Consider the following 17,539-nt stretch of genomic DNA (forward strand, 5'->3'; position numbering starts at 1 on the left):
AAACCACCAGGATTGACTCATAAACAACCACGCGAACCCCCACCCTTAGACTTCGCGCACCCGCTCCAGGTACAGCACGCTGGGATCGGTGTTCAAGCCCTCCAGAATACGGTAACCGCGAAGCTCCTTGTTTTCTTTGTTCTGCTTGGTCTTGCCGCGCTCCACCTGATGGTAGCTCCACAGCTTGCTTACCTGGCTCTCAGGATTCTGCATATCGCCGAACACCAATGCCCCGGTGGGGCACGTCTGTACGCACGCAGTCGAAAACTCGCCGTCGATCACCTTACGGTCTTCCATCTTGGCTTTATCTTTCGCCACGCGGATACGCTGGATACAGAAGGTGCATTTTTCCATCACACCCTTGTCGCGCACACTAAGATCCGGATTGAGCTGCATGTGCAGCGGCTCCGGCCAAGCATCTTCATAGTAGGACCAGAAATTAAAATAGCGTAACCGGTAGGGGCAATTGTTGGAACAGTAACGTGACCCGATACAGCGGTTATACACCTGGGCGTTGAGGCCGTCCGGGGTGTGGTATGTTGCAGCTACCGGGCAGACCGGCTCGCAGGTGGCGGCATGGCACTGCTGGCACATCATCGGCAGGAAGCTTGCGCCAAAATCCTGGAATTCGCTTTTAGTCCCGTCAAACCCGACGCGCTGTTCAAAGCTCTGTCCGTCCTGCTCAAGCAAGCCTGGGAGGTAGCTGCTGGGCATGGATGGTTTCAGTTCGGTCTTTTTGGCGGGGGGGTTACCCTCAATCCAGGCATCGACATTCGCCGTGGGTATTGCCTCGTATGGCGCCAGATCAGGTTCATCCCAATAACGCTCAATGCGCAGCCAGTTCATGGCCTGGTTTTTACCGCAGCGTTTCTCACCCACCACCGGCAGGTTGTTTTCGGCATAGCAGGCCACTGAACAGGCGTTGCAGCCAATACATTTATTCAGATCAACAACCATGCCCCACTGGTGCTCGTACTCGTGGAAACCACCCTCTTCGGCGCCTTTCCGGTACCTGGACCAGTTGGTCAAAATATTATCAAGTGACATTCTTTGTCCCCTCTGTGCGGTCAAACACGCTTGCAGTAACAGTACCTACCATCTTGCGCCCAAGCTGGGTCTCGCTGCCCATCAGCTTCACCAGCACCTCGCGCCGGCCTGACTGGGCAACTGTTACGCGGGTGCCATACAGAGCCAGCTCGCCGGTTTTCGCATCTGTAACCGGGGCGAGAATCTTGAGTGGATTGACGCCGCGCCCCTTGGCATATCTGCCGTATTCTTCATGCCCCTGGCCCATCGGCACAGCGATAACCTGCGGATGGATGCCCTTATAGACATATACCTGAGCCTCGACAGCACCCTGCGCGGAGGTCACTTTGACGAAGTCACCTTCTTTCACGCCGAGCTTGGCAGCTGTCGCCGGATGCATTTCCACCCAAGAGGTCCACACCACCTTGCTGATTTGGTCGGGGGCCTCCTGAAGCCAGGGCAGGTTGGCATGACGGCCATCCCACAAACCAAGCCGTGCAGACGGCGCCAGATAGTACTGCTGTGCGTCACTCTTAAACTCGGGAAAGCTGATTTCAACCATCTTGGGATTAAGGGCGCCGGCAACCGTGCCTATATTCAACACACCCTTCTGCAGACTTTTGCCCCAGAAATCCTCATCGCTGACCGCATCGCCTTTCACAGACGCGGGCAACGCGGCAAACGCATTTTTCAGATAGCCGTAATAATCCGCAAAAGACTCATACTCCTTAACCTGACGCGCCTTCAGCAAGGCCAGCAGCAGATCACCGAACCCCCTGGTGTCGGGATATAAGCGCTCCATCAACGGCTGCTGAATGCTGATCGACTTTTGCTCGGGCTGATAAACCCCCATGTGTGTGCCCCAGTCTTCATGGGCAGACAGGATGGGCAACACCAGATCAGCGCTCATGGCGGTCTCATCCGGATGTACAGCGAAGACCACCTTGAATGGGATATTTTTCAGCTTGTCGGCCAGCCCCAAAGCAGCAGGGGCAGTATAGACGGGATTCGAGCCATGGAAGAACACCACATCCAGCGCTTTCTTGTCAGCGGCATCCGCCAATGCCAGGAGGTCACGAGTACCACCTGCCTTGGCCTCCATCTGCGGAAAAGGGGACGATCCAGAGGGAAGGATGGTCTTGCCGATATTGCCGAGCACAATATTGAGCACCATGATCGCGGCAGCGGACTGGTAACCATGCGCATGGCCTTCGACGGACGCGCCGGCCAGAACCAGACTGGGAGAGCGATCTTTAAGCAACTTAGCAATCCGCATGATGCGGTCGCCTGTTACCCCTGTGATGCCGGCAACCTTTTCAACATCGTAACCTGCAATCAGCGTGCGGATATTGTCAGGTAGACCTGCGATCTTCACCTCATCCCCGAGCAAAACCTGATTGGCAATACCCAATGCAAGCACGCCCTCGGTGCCGGGACGAATCGCCACCCAGAGATCTGCGCTGCCGCCCGTGAGGGTCATCTTGGGCTCGACCTGTACCAGTACGCCGCGCAGGGAACCAGTGCGGAACTTGGCATACTCACCGGAAAAATGCACGGGCGAGGCTCCCGCCCCCACAAGATCAGCACCAAATGACAAAACCATTTTTGCCGCAGGAAGATCATAACGCGGCATGGCTTCGCCGAGCATATCCTGATTGACGGCACGCACTACGGCGTTGTTGATAGTCTCGTGTATGAAATGATTTTTTGAATCCATTGCAGCAAGGTGGGCGGACAGCAGCACCGATTGGTGGCCGCTTACCGTACCGGTAAACCAGGCAAAGCGATCTCCCGCCAAACCAGACGCAGGCCCTACCTTCTGCTCCAGCGCTGCCAGGGCTTCATCCCAGGACACCTCATCCAGCACGCCACCCTTGCGCAGCATGGGCTTTTTCAGGCGGTCAGGGTTGTAATGTCCCTGCACACCGGCCTGACCCATCTGGCACAACTTGCCTTTGTTGATGGGCGAGTCAGGATTACCTTCCATCTTGAGCACGCGCCCTTCACGCACACGCCCATGCACACCGCAACCCGCCGGGCATTGCTGACACGTCGACGCAAACCAGACACCTACGCCAGGAATAACATACTCCTCGGGCTGAAGATAAGCGACCACTTCCTCCTTACCCTCTTCAAGGGTAACAGTCGTTGGCCTATCACAGCCGGCAACGGCTACACCCACACCGCTCCAACCCAGGATCTTCAGAAAGTCTCTGCGGTTGATATCGTTACCACTCATAGCAAATCACCCACCTCAACGTGCAATTCAAAACGCTGCGCACACGAACCCCAAGCGCACCCTGTTCAATTAATTATTACTTGTGACACTTCCAGCAGTCGAACGGACCTTTGTTTGCCTCATGACAGCGGGCGCAGAACCCCATGTTAAGAGGTTTGACCTTGTGCGCAACCGTCATCTTCTTGACCTCGCCGTGGCAGAAGGCACACACTTCAGAAACCCGGTCGACAGACATGCCTTCATTGTCGAACACAAATCTCTTCAGGTGTTTCTCATGGGTGAAATGGACAAAATCAGGAACGTCATGCACTTTTTTCCAGCGCGGCGGCTCTTTCTTCTCCCAATATTCCGTGAGCTTTTTAATGCGCGGCTTGTCGGTAGCAATTACGAGATGGCAGCCCATGCACTTGCTGGTCGGCGGGATGCCGGCGACCTTGCTGCGACGCGCATAGGTGTGGCAATACATACAGTTGATTTTATTGATATCAACATGAATATTATGAGGAAACTCGATGGGTTGCTCGACGTTTTTACCCTCATGCTCGCCTTTTGGAGGAACCGCATTTGGAACGCCACTACTGCCATCCGCCCATGCGGACGATGCCGCCAGGAAAATTCCCAGCACCATGGCAGCAAACGCCATCAAGAAATAGCGTGAACTACGGCGATGCGGCACGGCCACCCCCGAAGAACCCACCGGCCCAGATAAAAAAAGATAACCGTGCGACATCTCAACCCTCGATGTTTATATAAATTACCACGGGATTTCAGCATTACCGAAAGGAGCGCCCGCCATAGACGGACACCACGCAATGCGAGGCAATCACCCCTCCCGAACAGAATGCGACGCGCCCACCCACCAAAGGGGCGGGGACGTCTGTGCGCTGCCACAAATGCTTTAAGGCAACACACCGCGACAATCGAGAGTTAAAGAAGATAGGGAATGCTTAAACGACAGGACACACTAAACCGCACCCACCCCTAATCCTTTAATTTCCGACCAATTCGCGCTCCCACCAAATTTCCGTATTTATTTTGTTAGTATTAGGTGCAAAAGGCTAATGATAATAGGCAATTAAATTTGTATTTGTTATCTTTGACCGCCCCTACGCCTCGAATCCTAGAACAACTTTGTAGAGCGTGTCAATGCCAAAATATCGAGTTTCTTCAGGTATCGCACAGATAACGCAAAAATACACTGGAAACAGCCCCTCGAAACACGTGACAAAATTATACGCCCAGAGCCGCCACTATCTATAAATTATGGCAAAAAACCAAAAACAGAAAAATAATCCCTACTTGATCCTATTTTTAAAACTTCACGCCAAAAAAGAAGCCTCACACCCCCATAAAGAGGGCTGACCCTGTCAATAACTGCAGCAGAAGCATAAACCTTCCGGCCAATTATTTAGTAGACTACATCAAATTTCAGGATCATCGCCTCCCTGGTGGATATCAATATCATGCAGACACGCAAAATACTCATATTTCTCGCTGAAGCAACCGTCATTGGTCTAGCTGTTGCGTTTGTTGTGATGTTTTTCTTCCGCCCCAATACCCTGGAACGACGCCCCGTTGTTGAATTCAAGGAGAGTATGGCACCGGCGAACACCACCACCCTACTGCCACGGGGCATCGCACAAGATATGTCGGGTCCGGTGTCGTATTCGCGCGCGGTGGAACTTGCTGCACCGTCGGTAGTGAATATTTTTACAGCAAAGGTCGTCACCCAGCGCTCCCATCCGCTCTTTGACGACCCCTCTTTTCGCCGCTTTTTCGGCGACAAGCTGCCCGCGCCCGGCAAGCGCCAGGAGAACAGCCTGGGATCCGGTGTAATCATCAGCGCGCAAGGTTACATTCTGACCAACAACCATGTTGTCGAAGGTGCCGACGAAATCAAAGTCGGATTGCATGACGGACGCAGCGCGGAGGCAACTATCGTTGGCACTGACCCGGAAACTGATCTTGCAGTATTAAAAATCGTGGTCGACAAACTCCCCAGCATAACCATCAGCCAGTCTGACGCGCCACGCGTCGGCGATGTCGCACTGGCCATTGGCAATCCCTTCGGCGTCGGCCAGACCGTGACGATGGGCATCGTCAGCGCCACGGGCCGCAGTGAACTCGGCATCAATACCTTTGAGAATTTCATCCAGACCGACGCCGCCATCAACCCCGGCAACTCTGGCGGAGCATTGATCAACGCCTATGGTCAGTTAATCGGGATCAACACGGCGATCTTTTCGCGTTCGGGGGGGTCGGAGGGCATCGGTTTCGCGATTCCAGTTAGCATCGCCAAGAATGTCATGCAGCAGATCGTCGAGCACGGCCATACGGTACGCGGCTGGCTTGGCATCGAAGCCCAGGATCTCACCCCGGAACTGGCCGAATCCTTCGGAGCGAAAAATGTAATCGGGGTGGTGGTTGCCGGGGTATTGCCCAACAGCCCGGCCAGCAAGGGCGGGATGAAATCCGGCGACATCATCACTCAGGTCAACGATCAAAACGTCACCACGGCCAAGGATCTGGTGAATGCTATCGCCAAAATCACGCCTGGTGCAGAGACGCATCTGCGAGGGCTGCGCAACGGCAAGGAGATCACATTCACTGCCCGCGTGGGCGAGCGCCCCCAGCCCCAGGTGCAAAAGAAACCCGAATAGCGCAGCACCCCTTCTTACCCCGCCATCGCCGCCTCCACCACCTCGCGCGTCAAATGCGGCGCGAAGAGTTCGATGAAGGCGTACATATAACCGCGCAGATAGCTGCCACGGCGAATACCGATGCGGGTGATACTGGGCTCGAACAGGTGCGCCGCGTCGATGGCGCGCAGGTTGGTGTCGCGCGCGGGGTCGAAGGCCATGCTGGTAAGCAGCCCTATCCCCAACCCGAGTTCGACATAGGTCTTGATCACGTCTGAGTCGAGCGCGGTAAATACCACGTTCGGCTCCAGCCCGTGCGCCTCGAAGGCCTGGTTGATTTTGGAGCGCCCGGTGAAGGCAGAGTCATAGGTGACGATGGGATAGCGGGCAACGGCCTCCAACGTCAGCGGCCTCTCATCCAATACCGGATGCCCGGGCGGTGCTACCACACAACGGTTCCATTGGTAACACGGCAGGGTCGCCAGATCCTCGAACGAGGTAAGCGTCTCCGTGGCTATCGCAATATCCGACGCCCCTGACCTGACAAATTCCGTGACTTGAGCCGGATTTCCCTGGTGCATGTGCAGGCTCACGCCGGGATAACGTTCAGTGAAGGCCTTCACCACGGGAGGCAGGGCGTAGCGTGCCTGGGTGTGGGTGGTGGCAATGGAAAGTGTACCGATGGTTTCGTTGGAAAACTCCTCACCCACCTGCCTGATGTTCTCCATGTCGCGCAAAATGCGCTCTGCTATCGCTAGCACCGCCCTGCCCGGCGAAGTCAACCCTGTCAGGCGCTTAGCGCCGCGTTCGAAAATATGTACATTCAGCTCTTCCTCCAGCAAACGGATCTGATTACTGATACCGGGCTGAGCAGTGTGCAATTTTTTGGCGGCGGCTGAAACACTGAGTCCCGAGCGCGCCACTTCACGGATATAACGCAATTGCTGAATATTCACGCGACCTCCATAATATAATATATAGCTATATGTTAATCATATTTTATTATTTTTTATTCTAAGTCAACCCCCGTATAGTTCGCTCCACGTGCATCACACAACTCCAAGGAGATGAGCAATATGAGCAGATGGTTATTAGCAGGGTTCTATGGCGTGATTTTGTCACTCGCCACAGGTTCGTCCGCCTTCGCGGATACGGTTATACGCGTCGGGCATCTTCCCAATCTCACCCACCCTCAGGCGCTGATTGGGCGGGAAACAGGTGATTTCGAAAAAAATGCCGGGGCCAAGGTTGAATGGGCGGCCTTCAATGCCGGCGCATCCGCCATGGAAGCCTTGCTGGCGGGCGAACTGGATCTCGCCTATGTCGGCCCCAGCCCCGCGCTCAACGCCTATGTCCGCTCCAAAGGCCGGGTATTGCGCGTCATTGCCGGCGCGGCCAGTGGCGGCGTAGCGCTGGTGGTGCGCAAGGATGCGGGCATTCGCAACCCGGCTGATTTGAAAGGCAAACGGGTAGCGGTGCCGGGGCTGGGCAATACCCAGGATGTCGCCCTGCGTTCCTGGCTCAAGGCCAAGGGCTTGGGCAGCAGCGTACAGGTTATGCCGGTCAAAAATCCGGAAATTTTTACCCTGTTCCAGCGCAAGGAGCTGGATGCCGCCTGGGTGCCCGAGCCATGGGCCACGCGCCTGATACAGGAGGCCGATGGCGCCCTGTTTGTTGACGAAAGAGACTTGTGGCCGGAGGGCAAGTTTCCCGCCACTCTGCTGGTCGTTCGCGCCGATTTTCTGGCAAAAAACCGCGCCCTGGTTAAACGCTTTGTCGCCACCCACATCGACCTGACGGAGGCAATTATTCAGAAGCCTGACGAGGCCAAGCGCAACATCAACGCCCAGTTAGCCAAGCTGATGGGTAAGCCCCTGCCTGCGGCGCAATTGGATGAAGCCTTTACGCGGATAGCCGCCACTTACGACCCCATCCCCGGCGCACTCCTGAAAGCTGCCAGACAGGCTTGGGAATTGAAGTATCTGCCGGGTGCCCAGCCACCTGACGTGGCGCCCATTTTCGACCTGTCACTGCTCAATGAGACTCTGCGCGAACGCGGCAAACCCCTGGTCGCTGCGGCCAAGCGTTAGGAGAAGCCAAGTGCCCAAAGTAGAGATCAACGGCGTATCCCAGGTATTCTGGTCGCAATCCGGCGCGGTGCAGGCACTGGCAGAAACGTCACTGTCGATAGACGAAGGGGAATTTGTCTGTATCGTTGGCCCGTCGGGCTGCGGCAAGTCCACCCTGCTGAATCTAGTTGCAGGGCTGGCAAAGCCGGACACCGGCCGGGTGATCGCAAATGGCAAGCCCGTGACCGGCCCCGGCCCCGACCGCGTGGTGATGTTTCAGGAGTCCGCCCTCTTTCCGTGGCTTAATGTCCTGCAAAACGTCATGTTCGGGTTAAAAATGGCCGGTGTCCCCGAGCCGGAAAGGCGTGAGCGTGCCGAAAAGCTGCTGCACATGGTACATTTGTCGCGCTTCGCCCAGGCATGGGTGCATGAGCTGTCGGGCGGCATGAAACAGCGCGTGGCTCTGGCGCGGGCATTGGCACCGAACCCTGACATCTTGCTCATGGACGAACCGTTTGCCGCGCTGGACGCCCAAACGCGAGACATGCTCCACGATGAACTGGAAGACTTGTGGGCGAGCACCCGCAAAACCGTTATCTTCGTCACCCATAATGTGCGCGAGGCGGTGCGGCTCGGCACCCGGGTCATCGTCATGACCGCCCGTCCGGGCCGGGTGAAAAGCATCTATGACATAGACCTGCCCCGCCCCCGTCATATTGAGGACATCGAACTGGTCAAGATCGCGGCGACCATCCGCGACGACTTACGTGGCGAAGTGTTGCAGGCCACCCACGAGGAAGGAATAGACTGATGAATACCGTTGCGCACCAAGCCCCATCCGCAGCGCTCGCCGCCATCGCGCAAACCAAGGCGCGCAAGGATCGCCTCGACCGCTGGCGCATCTACGCAATGCGCCTGGCATTTTTTGCCTCATTGATAGGCCTGTGGCACGCACTGGTGTGGCTGGAAGTGTGGGATGAAATGATCTTCCCCTCCTTGCCGCAGGTGACGGAAACGCTGTGGCTAGGCATTAGCGATCAATCGCTGCCGGCCGCCATCGCCATCAGCCTGCAACGGCTGCTGATCGGGTATGGGCTAGCGCTGTGCATCGGCATACCACTCGGCCTGTTGCTGGGCCGTGTGCGCTGGCTGAACGAGACGTTTGGGATGCTTGCGATGGGGCTGCAGGCACTGCCGAGTATTTGCTGGCTACCTCTGGCGGTGCTGTGGTTCGGCCTGGGCGAGAGCGCGATGATTTTTGTGGTGGTGATGGGCGCCCTCATGGCGTTGACCTTGGCGACACGCGACGGGGTCAAAAACATGCCGCCACTTTATATGCGGGCGGCCCATGTGCTGGGCGCCAGCGGCTGGCGGCTGTACGTCCATGTGATGCTACCCGCCACACTGCCCGCCGTACTGACCGGAGCAAAACTAGGCTGGTCGTTTGCCTGGCGCTCATTAATGGCCGCCGAGCTGCTGCTGGTGGGGGTGGGCTTGGGCTCCCTGCTGGAGCGAGGCCGCGAGCTGCACGATATGTCGCTGGTGGTGGCGGTGATGATGGTCATCATGTTCGTTGGCCTGATGACCGATCGCTGGCTGTTCAGCCGCCTGGAACAGCGATTCGTCCATCGCCGCTGGGGGACGTCCGCATAAAACATAATTAAAAGTTATATTCTAATAATAATTTATTAATTTTAATGCTATTGAATGGTTGTTATAGTCTCGGGTTCGCGTCGCTTAAAATAACGCAACCGTAGTGAGGCCGACTGGATGGAATGGGCATATACCGTAGCAGGCCTGGTGGTCGGCTTCATCGTGGGCGTGACTGGCATGGGCGGCGGCGCACTAATGACGCCACTGCTAATCCTGCTGTTTAATATTTCCCCGACCATGGCGATTGGCACGGATCTTTTATTTGCCGCGATCACCAAGTCCGGCGGGATCTGGGTGCATGGGCGCCGTGGCAATGTGGACTGGAAGATCGTCAAACTACTCTGCATGGGCAGCCTGCCCGCAGCAGCCCTGGTGGTTCTCCTGCTCCAGCACTACAGTGGCGGCAACTCTGGCGATATGAAAAAGGTGCTGACCACGTCACTGGGCATCGCCTTGCTGCTTACCGCACCGGCGATTTTATTCAAAAACCGCTTATTGCATATCGCTCAGTCCAGCCTGAACCTGCAACGCTTTGTTCATTGGCGGGTACCGGCCACGATTCTTGCCGGCGCTGTGGTAGGAGCGCTGGTGACCCTATCATCGGTCGGGGCTGGCGTACTGGGAACCATGACGCTGTTCTTCCTGTATCCCTACCTGTCTTCGGTGAGGGTGGTAGGCACCGACATCGCCCACGCCGTACCGTTGACAGCGGTTGCGGGCCTGGGGCACTTGAGCCTGGGCCATGTCGACTTTACCCTACTGGGGAGCCTGCTGCTCGGTTCGCTGCCAGGCATTTATCTCGGCAGCCATTTAAGCAGCAAGATTCCCGAAAAGGTACTGCGCCCCATTTTGGGCACCGTACTGCTATTGTTCGGCGCTAAATTTACCTTTTCCTGACAGACGGTTATTATAGCGGTATAGATGGTCAAGGGCCGCCGTGGCGCCCGCACCCGTAAAGGGCACAATGTAGAAGTGGAGAACAAACGATGATTAACGCACAACATCTCGTCAATAGCGAGGAGATCAGCCGCTACGAAGAGGCGGTGAAATCCTACCTGGGCTTACAGATCGACCCGGACCGCTTCATGTCGATCCGCCTGCAGCATGGCGTCTACGGCCAGCGCCAGGATGGCGTGAACATGATGCGCGTCAAGATCCCCGGCGGCACGCTGAATGCCGCGCAACTCACTGCCATCGCCGATGTGCTGGAGCAGTACGTCAACCACCCGGTGGTGCATATCACCACCCGCCAGGATATCCAGATCCACTACGTACCTCTGGAACACACTCCTGCGGCAATGCGGCGCCTCGCCGATGCCGGGCTTACCACGCGCGAGGCGTGCGGCAATACCGTGCGCAACATCACTGCCTGCCCGCTCGCGGGGGTGTGTCCGCGTGAACATCTCGACATCACGCCGTTGATGGAAGGGACGGTTACACATTTCCTGCGCCACCCGCTCACCCAGCATCTGCCGCGCAAATTCAAAATGAGCTTCTCCGGCTGTGAGGCCGATTGTGCGCAGGGCATGATGCATGATCTGGGCGCGGTGGCGATAAAGAAGGATGGGCGCTATGGCTTCAAGATCATGGCGGGCGGCGGGCTGGGCCACAAGCCGCACGAGGCGATTACTGTTGAGGAGTTCATCGAGGAGCACGACCTGCTGCCGAGCATCGAGGCTATCGTCTCCCTGCACCACCGCTATTCCGACCGTAAACGCCGCGCCAAGGCGCGCATCAAGTTCCTGGTGGACAAATTCGGCGTGCAAGGCTTTATCGAGAAATACAAGGAAGAATTCGCCCGCGCCAAGGCGGCTCTCGCAGACAAGCCCCGCCCCGCTGGTGTGTGGACGGGTGGTACGCCGGGCGAAGCCTGCGGCATGGGTGCACCGCGCCAAGTATTCGCGCAAAAACAACCCGGTTTGCACGTATTCCCGGTCAGCATTCCCATCGGCGACATCACCGGCCCGCAGATGCGCGGCATCGTCAAACTGATGGAAGACAATGGCTTGCAGGAAATACGCGCCACCCAGGATCAAAATCTGATGCTGCTCAATGTGCCCGAGGCCGCAATCCCGTCGATACGCACAACCATTGAATCGCTGGGCCTGGGCGAACCCAAGGCCGGTGACGATGTCGTCGCCTGCCCCGGCACCTCCACCTGCCGCCTGGGCATCACCTCCAGCAAGATCATCGGCACCAAGATCTCCGGCGGAACCGCTGATCTGCGCATCCGCGCCAGTGGCTGCCACAACGGCTGTGCGCAGCCCGAGACTGGAGACATCGGCATTTACGGCGAGGGCAACCGCCTGCACGGCAAGCTGGTGCCGCACTATCAGATGTACTTCGGCGGCGATGGCCGTAGCGCAGGCGGACTGGCCCTCAAAGGCCCTTCCGTACCCGCCGCACGCATCGAGACTGCGATTACGCGTGTAGAGGAAACCTATGCGCAGGATCGTGACGAAGGTGAAACCTTCTTCCATTGGACACGCCGCCACGGTAAAGAATACTTTGCGGAGCTACTGCAAGACCTTGTCAAGGTCGCGCCCGAGGAATTGTCTTCCGTGCTCCATGATCACGGTGAGGCCAACGACTTCAAGGTACTGCAACTCGGTGGCGGTGAGTGCGCCGGGGCAGCACAGGAGTTCGTCGCATCGCACTTTGCCGAGGCCACCTACGAACGCGATTGCCGCAATTCCTTTGCATCCCAGCACAAATACCTGGACGCACTGGAGTGCGGCGAAGCGATAGGCCGCCTGATCGGCGAGTCACTGCTGTTCTCTTCAGGGCGCGCTGCATTGTCTGGATTGCCCGAAATTGCGGCGGCGTTGCAGGAGTCTTTACAGCAGGACGCCCACTTGGGCGCCAAGCTGGCAGAAATGGCAAGCAGCATCGCGCAATTGAAAGAGACCTTTGATGAACAGGAATACGCCAAGCTGGTGGCCGAACAGGATGCCTGGATCGCACAATCCGCCCAGGCCTGCCAACGCCTTGACCGCCAGCTTAACCTGACCGTCTCCATCACCGCACCTGCGGCGAAGGCCAAGACCGCCGAGGTCATAGACCTGTCCACCTACGGCTGCCCGTTGCACTACCTCAAGGCGCGTAACGCGCTGAACGCAGTTCAGGTAGGTGATGTGGTGGATTTTCTGCTGGAATCCGGCGAATCCACCCAGCAGGTAGCCTCCAGTCTGGAGGGCGACGGACACCGCGTGCTCTACAAAGAGGATCGCGGCACGACAACGCGCATCACGGTCAAAAAAGCCGCCGCCGCGCAGTCACACTAAGTTATATAGAGAGCAGAGAAAACATGAGTCTGGACACGCAGCTTCAACAAAAGATCGACGCCACCCTTGCCCTGCTGAAAAGCATTGCCGCAGATTTTCAGCCTGTCACCTTCGCCAACAGCTTTGGCGCAGAGGACATGGTGCTCACCGATCTCATCGCCAAACACGCGCCCACCATCGGCATATTCAGCCTCGATACCGGACGCCTGCCGGAAGAGACCTACAAGCTCATGCAGGAGGTGCGGCAGCGTTACAACAACATCGCCATCACCGCCTACTTCCCGGAGTCGTCCGCCGTCGAAGAATACATCCACAGCCACGGCCCGAACGCCTTTTACGATAGCGTGGAGCTGCGCAAGCGCTGCTGTGGCATCCGCAAGGTCGAGCCATTAAAACGCGCCCTGACGGGCAAAAAGGCATGGATCACCGGTCTGCGCCGCGAACAGGCCCCCACCCGCAAGGATCTATCAAACTCGGAGTGGGATGCCGACAATGGGTTGCAGAAATTCAACCCGCTGATCGAATGGACCAACGGCGATGTGTGGAACTATATCCGCCACTTCGAAATACCCTACAATGCGCTGCACGACAAGCACTACCCCAGCATCGGCTGCGCCCCCTGCACACGCGCCATCACAGTGGGCGAGGACATCCGCGCCGGGCGCTGGTGGTGGGAAAATCCCGAGAGCAAGGAATGCGGCCTGCACGCCAAGAAGGCGGGATAATCTCGCCGAAAAGCCAATAACAATTTACGGGGCGACACAATACGCTATAAAATACCCTGTAAATTTTTGGCGCCGGAGAAGAATTACGCTCCTGGCACACTGTATTTTTAAAACTCTTAAGGAAACACAATGTCCCAAAAACACCCTGTAGTCGCGGTTACCGGCTCGTCGGGAGCAGGCACCACCACCGTCAAGCGCGCTTTCGAGCATATCTTCCGCCGTGAAGGCATCACCCCCGCCATCGTGGAGGGTGACAGCTTTCACCGCTACGGCCGTAAGGAAATGAAAGAAGCCGTTGAGGTTCTGCGCAAAGAGGGGCGCACCCTGAGCCATTTCGGCGCCGAAGGCAACCTGTTCGACAAACTGGAAAACCTGTTCCGCACCTATGGCGAAACCGGCAGCGGCGAGATCCGCTATTACCTGCACAACGAGCAGGAAGCGGCCCCTTACAATCAGGAACCCGGCACTTTCACTGCATGGCAGCCTATTGCGCCCGGTTCAGACCTGCTGTTTTATGAAGGCCTGCACGGCGGCATCGTCACTGAAGGCGCCGATGTTGCCAAATGGGTAGATCTGCTGATCGGCGTAGTGCCTATCGTCAACCTGGAGTGGATCCAGAAAATCCACCGTGACACCGCCGAGCGCGGCTATTCCGCCGAGGCCGTCACGGACACCATTCTGCGCCGCATGCCCGACTATGTGCAGTTCGTCACCCCGCAGTTCTCACGCACCGACATCAACTTCCAGCGCATCCCGATTGTGGACACCTCGAATCCGTTCATCTCCAGGGATATACCGACACCTGACGAAAGCTTCATCGTCATCCGCTTCCGTCATCCGCAAAAATACGACTTCCCGTATCTTATGCAAATGATCGCCGGCTCATGGATGTCGCGCCCCAACACCCTCGTCGTACCGGGCGGAAAAATGGGATTCGCCATGGAGATCATCCTCACCCCGATCATCCACGACATGATCGAAAAGAAGCGCGCCGGATAAACCGGCATATTTTCTTGGCCAGGCAGCATCAGTGCTGCCTGGCCAATCTACCTCTTCCGCCGGAAAAGCCAGACCAGATCCGGCACCGCCAGCAACAGACACATCACCGCAATAATCCGTTGAAACCAGACTGCCTGCTCATACCGGCTGTCATAGCCCCCCAACAATACCAGCGCAGCAAGAACCAACACCACTGCAAAAACCCGTTGCGCACCTTCCCGTAGCCCCCATTCCCAGCGCCGCGCCAAAGCGATTCCGCCCACCGCGCACAACCAGCCTATCGCCGCCCCGCCTAGAACATCCAGTGGCCAGTGAGCGCCCACCACAATGCGGGATAATCCCGTGGACGTCGCGACAAGCACCAACAACGCCGTCAGCCAGGCACGATTAATCAGCAGACTCACTGCCCCCGTAAATGCAAAGACTGCCATAGTATGGCCGGAGGGAAACGAGCCGGACTGAAGCACCGGCCCAATGATGTGAAAACTCTCCAGCGGCAACACCGCCGCCGGACGCCCGCCGCCGATCAGCGCCTTCAAGACCGGGGCCGCTACGGACGCGAGCAGCGCAGTCAGAATCAACGCCCACACCACATCAGGGCGCCGCCCTGCAAAGAGCAACACCAACACAAACACCACCAGCCCATCACCAAGAATCGTCAGATTGGCCCACAGTACATCGCCGGTAAGCTGGCTGAGCCGGTTAAGCGACAAAAACAACGGCTGGTTCGCGCCCATTGAAAGCACGATTAACGCAAGGATTACGGCTATGGCGGGCACGCCCCACATTGTGCCCTTCACGGGTACGATGTCCAGTGCGAAGGACGGGTGTCCTGTATTATCATACTATCGTTTGTTTTTTATCGGAGGTGCAAAGTATAGCGTGAAGTGGCGGTGAGAAGCATACTACACACTGACAGCTTGACACCCTTCCGGGAAAAAGAAAACCCCGATAAACTTTCGTCTATCGGGGTTGCATATAAAGGCTGGCGGTGTCCTACTTTCGCATGGGAACTCCCACACTATCATTGGCGCTGAACGGTTTCACTTCCGAGTTCGAAATGGGATCGGGTGGTTCCCGTTCGCTATGGCCGCCAGCCAAACCTTTTCACTACTAAATGGAACGCAATCTTGCGTGCGTTCTCACGTGAATACAATCAAGAATATATAGAAAGGCAGGGTATGCGTTTTATGTCAGTCGTCGACACATAGCACCTAAAACCACTTGGGTGTTATATGGTCAAGCCTCACGGTCAATTAGTACTGGTTAGCTTCACGCATTACTGCGCTTCCACACCCAGCCTATCAACGTCGTAGTCTTCGACGGACCTTCAGAGAGCTTAAAGCTCAGGGAGATCTCATCTTGAGGTAGGCTTCCCGCTTAGATGCTTTCAGCGGTTATCCCTTCCGTACTTAGCTACCCGGCTGTGCCACTGGCGTGACAACCGGAACACCAGAGGTACGTCCACTCCGGTCCTCTCGTACTAAGAGCAGCTCCTCTCAAATCTCCAACGCCCACGGCAGATAGGGACCGAACTGTCTCACGACGTTCTAAACCCAGCTCGCGTACCACTTTAAATGGCGAACAGCCATACCCTTGGGACCTGCTACAGCCCCAGGATGTGATGAGCCGACATCGAGGTGCCAAACACTGCCGTCGATATGGACTCTTGGGCAGTATCAGCCTGTTATCCCCGGAGTACCTTTTATCCGTTGAGCGATGGCCCTTCCATACAGAACCACCGGATCACTAAGACCTGCTTTCGCACCTGCTCGACGTGTGTGTCTCGCAGTCAAGCACCCTTATGCCTTTGCACGCACTGCGCGATTTCCGACCGCGCTGAGGGTACCTTTGTGCTCCTCCGTTACTCTTTAGGAGGAGACCGCCCCAGTCAAACTACCCACCATACACTGTCCCCGACCCGGATAACGGGTCTGGGTTAGAACCCCAAGCACGCCAGGGTGGTATTTCAAGGATGGCTCCACGCAAACTGGCGTCCACGCTTCAAAGCCTCCCACCTATCCTACACAAGCATACTCAAGGTCCAGTGTAAAGCTATAGTAAAGGTTCACGGGGTCTTTCCGTCTTGCCGCGGGTACGCCGCATCTTCACAGCGAATTCAACTTCACTGAGTCTCGGGTGGAGACAGCGTGGCTGTCGTTACGCCATTCGTGCAGGTCGGAACTTACCCGACAAGGAATTTCGCTACCTTAGGACCGTTATAGTTACGGCCGCCGTTTACCGGGGCTTCGATCAAGAGCTTCACCTTGCGGCTGACCCCATCACTTAACCTTCCGGCACCGGGCAGGCGTCACACCCTATACGTCCACTTTCGTGTTTGCAGAGTGCTGTGTTTTTAATAAACAGTCGCAACCACCTGGCTATTGCAACCTCCAAAAGCTTACGGAGCAAGTCCTTCACCTTCAGAGGCACACCTTCTCCCGAAGTTACGGTGCTATTTTGCCTAGTTCCTTCACCCGAGTTCTCTCAAACGCCTTAGGATTCTCTCCTCACCCACCTGTGTCGGTTTTGGGTACGGTTTCGTGTTATCTGAAGCTTAGAGGCTTTTCTTGGAAGCATGGCATCAACCACTTCGGTTCACAAGGAACCTCGTCATCAGTTCTCGGCATTAAGGACCCGGATTTGCCTAAGTCCTCTGCCTACCACCTTAAACCGGGACATCCAACACCCGGCTGGCCTAGCCTTCTTCGTCCCCCCATCGCAATAACACAAAGTACAGGAATATTAACCTGTTATCCATCGACTACGCATTTCTGCCTCGCCTTAGGGACCGACTCACCCTGCTCCGATTAACGTTGAGCAGGAAACCTTGGGTTTTCGGCGTGCGGGTTTTTCACCCGCATTATCGTTACTCATGTCAGCATTCGCACTTCTGATACCTCCA

At 56.6% G+C, this 17,539-nt stretch carries 13 protein-coding genes and 2 rRNA genes (1 of these 15 running past the window's edge); 8 read left to right on the top strand and 7 right to left on the bottom strand.

The annotated features are described in order from the left end of the window. Positions 1-45: 45 nt before the first annotated feature. The 3 genes from M3A44_14840 to M3A44_14850 all read right to left on the bottom strand — a co-directional run bounded on the left by M3A44_14840 (position 46) and on the right by M3A44_14850 (position 3,947). Positions 46-1,047 carry a 4Fe-4S dicluster domain-containing protein gene (locus M3A44_14840; GenBank protein ID MEQ6342881.1) on the bottom strand — a complete coding sequence of 334 codons (1,002 nt, stop codon included), beginning with the start codon at positions 1,045-1,047 and terminating at the stop codon, positions 46-48. After that, entirely contained in the window at positions 1,037-3,265 is a 2,229-nt protein-coding gene (locus tag M3A44_14845; GenBank protein ID MEQ6342882.1) for a molybdopterin-dependent oxidoreductase, read from the bottom strand. Before M3A44_14845 ends, M3A44_14840 begins: the two co-directional genes overlap by 11 nt. A 76-nt stretch (positions 3,266-3,341) precedes the next feature. Continuing rightward, entirely contained in the window at positions 3,342-3,947 is a 606-nt protein-coding gene (locus tag M3A44_14850; GenBank protein ID MEQ6342883.1) for a cytochrome c family protein, read from the bottom strand. A 781-nt stretch (positions 3,948-4,728) separates the two neighbouring features. Here M3A44_14850 and M3A44_14855 point away from each other — a divergent pair. After that, positions 4,729-5,925, top strand: a complete 1,197-nt coding sequence (locus M3A44_14855; protein ID MEQ6342884.1) for a Do family serine endopeptidase — start codon at positions 4,729-4,731, stop codon at positions 5,923-5,925. A gap of 14 nt (positions 5,926-5,939) precedes the next feature. Here the strand turns inward: M3A44_14855 and cysB are convergent, their stop codons facing one another. Next, positions 5,940-6,860 (bottom strand): HTH-type transcriptional regulator CysB, encoded by a 921-nt coding sequence (gene cysB / locus M3A44_14860; protein MEQ6342885.1) that lies wholly within the window; start codon positions 6,858-6,860, stop codon positions 5,940-5,942. Between the two features lie 120 nt (positions 6,861-6,980). On the opposite strand from cysB, the gene M3A44_14865 reads away from it, so the two are divergent. From M3A44_14865 to M3A44_14895, 7 genes are all read left to right on the top strand, one after another. Beyond that, a complete protein-coding gene (locus M3A44_14865; protein MEQ6342886.1) occupies positions 6,981-7,994 on the top strand; it encodes an ABC transporter substrate-binding protein in 1,014 nt (337 codons plus the stop codon). Positions 7,995-8,004: 10 nt separating this feature from the next. Next, entirely contained in the window at positions 8,005-8,784 is a 780-nt protein-coding gene (locus M3A44_14870; protein MEQ6342887.1) for an ABC transporter ATP-binding protein, read from the top strand. After that, on the top strand, positions 8,784-9,626 hold the full coding sequence (locus M3A44_14875; GenBank protein ID MEQ6342888.1) for an ABC transporter permease: 843 nt from the start codon (positions 8,784-8,786) through the stop codon (positions 9,624-9,626). The genes M3A44_14870 and M3A44_14875 overlap by 1 nt, the downstream gene beginning before the upstream one ends. 117 nt (positions 9,627-9,743) lie before the next feature. Then, positions 9,744-10,523 (top strand): sulfite exporter TauE/SafE family protein, encoded by a 780-nt coding sequence (locus tag M3A44_14880; GenBank protein ID MEQ6342889.1) that lies wholly within the window; start codon positions 9,744-9,746, stop codon positions 10,521-10,523. Between the two features lie 89 nt (positions 10,524-10,612). Further along, positions 10,613-12,910 (top strand): sulfurtransferase TusA family protein, encoded by a 2,298-nt coding sequence (locus tag M3A44_14885; protein MEQ6342890.1) that lies wholly within the window; start codon positions 10,613-10,615, stop codon positions 12,908-12,910. Positions 12,911-12,933: 23 nt separating this feature from the next. After that, a complete protein-coding gene (locus M3A44_14890; protein MEQ6342891.1) occupies positions 12,934-13,635 on the top strand; it encodes a phosphoadenylyl-sulfate reductase in 702 nt (233 codons plus the stop codon). A 129-nt stretch (positions 13,636-13,764) separates the two neighbouring features. After that, positions 13,765-14,634 carry a phosphoribulokinase gene (locus tag M3A44_14895; protein ID MEQ6342892.1) on the top strand — a complete coding sequence of 290 codons (870 nt, stop codon included), beginning with the start codon at positions 13,765-13,767 and terminating at the stop codon, positions 14,632-14,634. Positions 14,635-14,681: 47 nt separating this feature from the next. Here the strand turns inward: M3A44_14895 and M3A44_14900 are convergent, their stop codons facing one another. The 3 genes from M3A44_14900 to M3A44_14910 all read right to left on the bottom strand — a co-directional run. Next, positions 14,682-15,434, bottom strand: a complete 753-nt coding sequence (locus tag M3A44_14900) for a phosphatase PAP2 family protein (protein ID MEQ6342893.1) — start codon at positions 15,432-15,434, stop codon at positions 14,682-14,684. Between the two features lie 183 nt (positions 15,435-15,617). Continuing rightward, positions 15,618-15,732: ribosomal RNA gene (rrf, locus tag M3A44_14905) — 5S ribosomal RNA — on the bottom strand. 137 nt (positions 15,733-15,869) lie between these two features. Then, a 23S ribosomal RNA gene (locus tag M3A44_14910) occupies positions 15,870-17,539 on the bottom strand (it continues 1,225 nt past the right edge of the window).

Source organism: Gammaproteobacteria bacterium (genome assembly GCA_040183005.1).
Classification (GTDB): Bacteria; Pseudomonadota; Gammaproteobacteria.

What these genes read in the sequence shown, in the direction of transcription:
- M3A44_14840 (MEQ6342881.1), bottom strand. Translation starts at nt 1,047, where the DNA reads ATGTCACTTGATAATATTTTGACCAACTGGTCCAGGTACCGGAAAGGC.
- M3A44_14845 (MEQ6342882.1), bottom strand. Translation starts at nt 3,265, where the DNA reads ATGAGTGGTAACGATATCAACCGCAGAGACTTTCTGAAGATCCTGGGT.
- M3A44_14855 (MEQ6342884.1), top strand. Translation starts at nt 4,729, where the DNA reads ATGCAGACACGCAAAATACTCATATTTCTCGCTGAAGCAACCGTCATT.
- M3A44_14865 (MEQ6342886.1), top strand. Translation starts at nt 6,981, where the DNA reads ATGAGCAGATGGTTATTAGCAGGGTTCTATGGCGTGATTTTGTCACTC.
- M3A44_14875 (MEQ6342888.1), top strand. Translation starts at nt 8,784, where the DNA reads ATGAATACCGTTGCGCACCAAGCCCCATCCGCAGCGCTCGCCGCCATC.
- M3A44_14880 (MEQ6342889.1), top strand. Translation starts at nt 9,744, where the DNA reads ATGGAATGGGCATATACCGTAGCAGGCCTGGTGGTCGGCTTCATCGTG.
- M3A44_14885 (MEQ6342890.1), top strand. Translation starts at nt 10,613, where the DNA reads ATGATTAACGCACAACATCTCGTCAATAGCGAGGAGATCAGCCGCTAC.
- M3A44_14890 (MEQ6342891.1), top strand. Translation starts at nt 12,934, where the DNA reads ATGAGTCTGGACACGCAGCTTCAACAAAAGATCGACGCCACCCTTGCC.
- M3A44_14895 (MEQ6342892.1), top strand. Translation starts at nt 13,765, where the DNA reads ATGTCCCAAAAACACCCTGTAGTCGCGGTTACCGGCTCGTCGGGAGCA.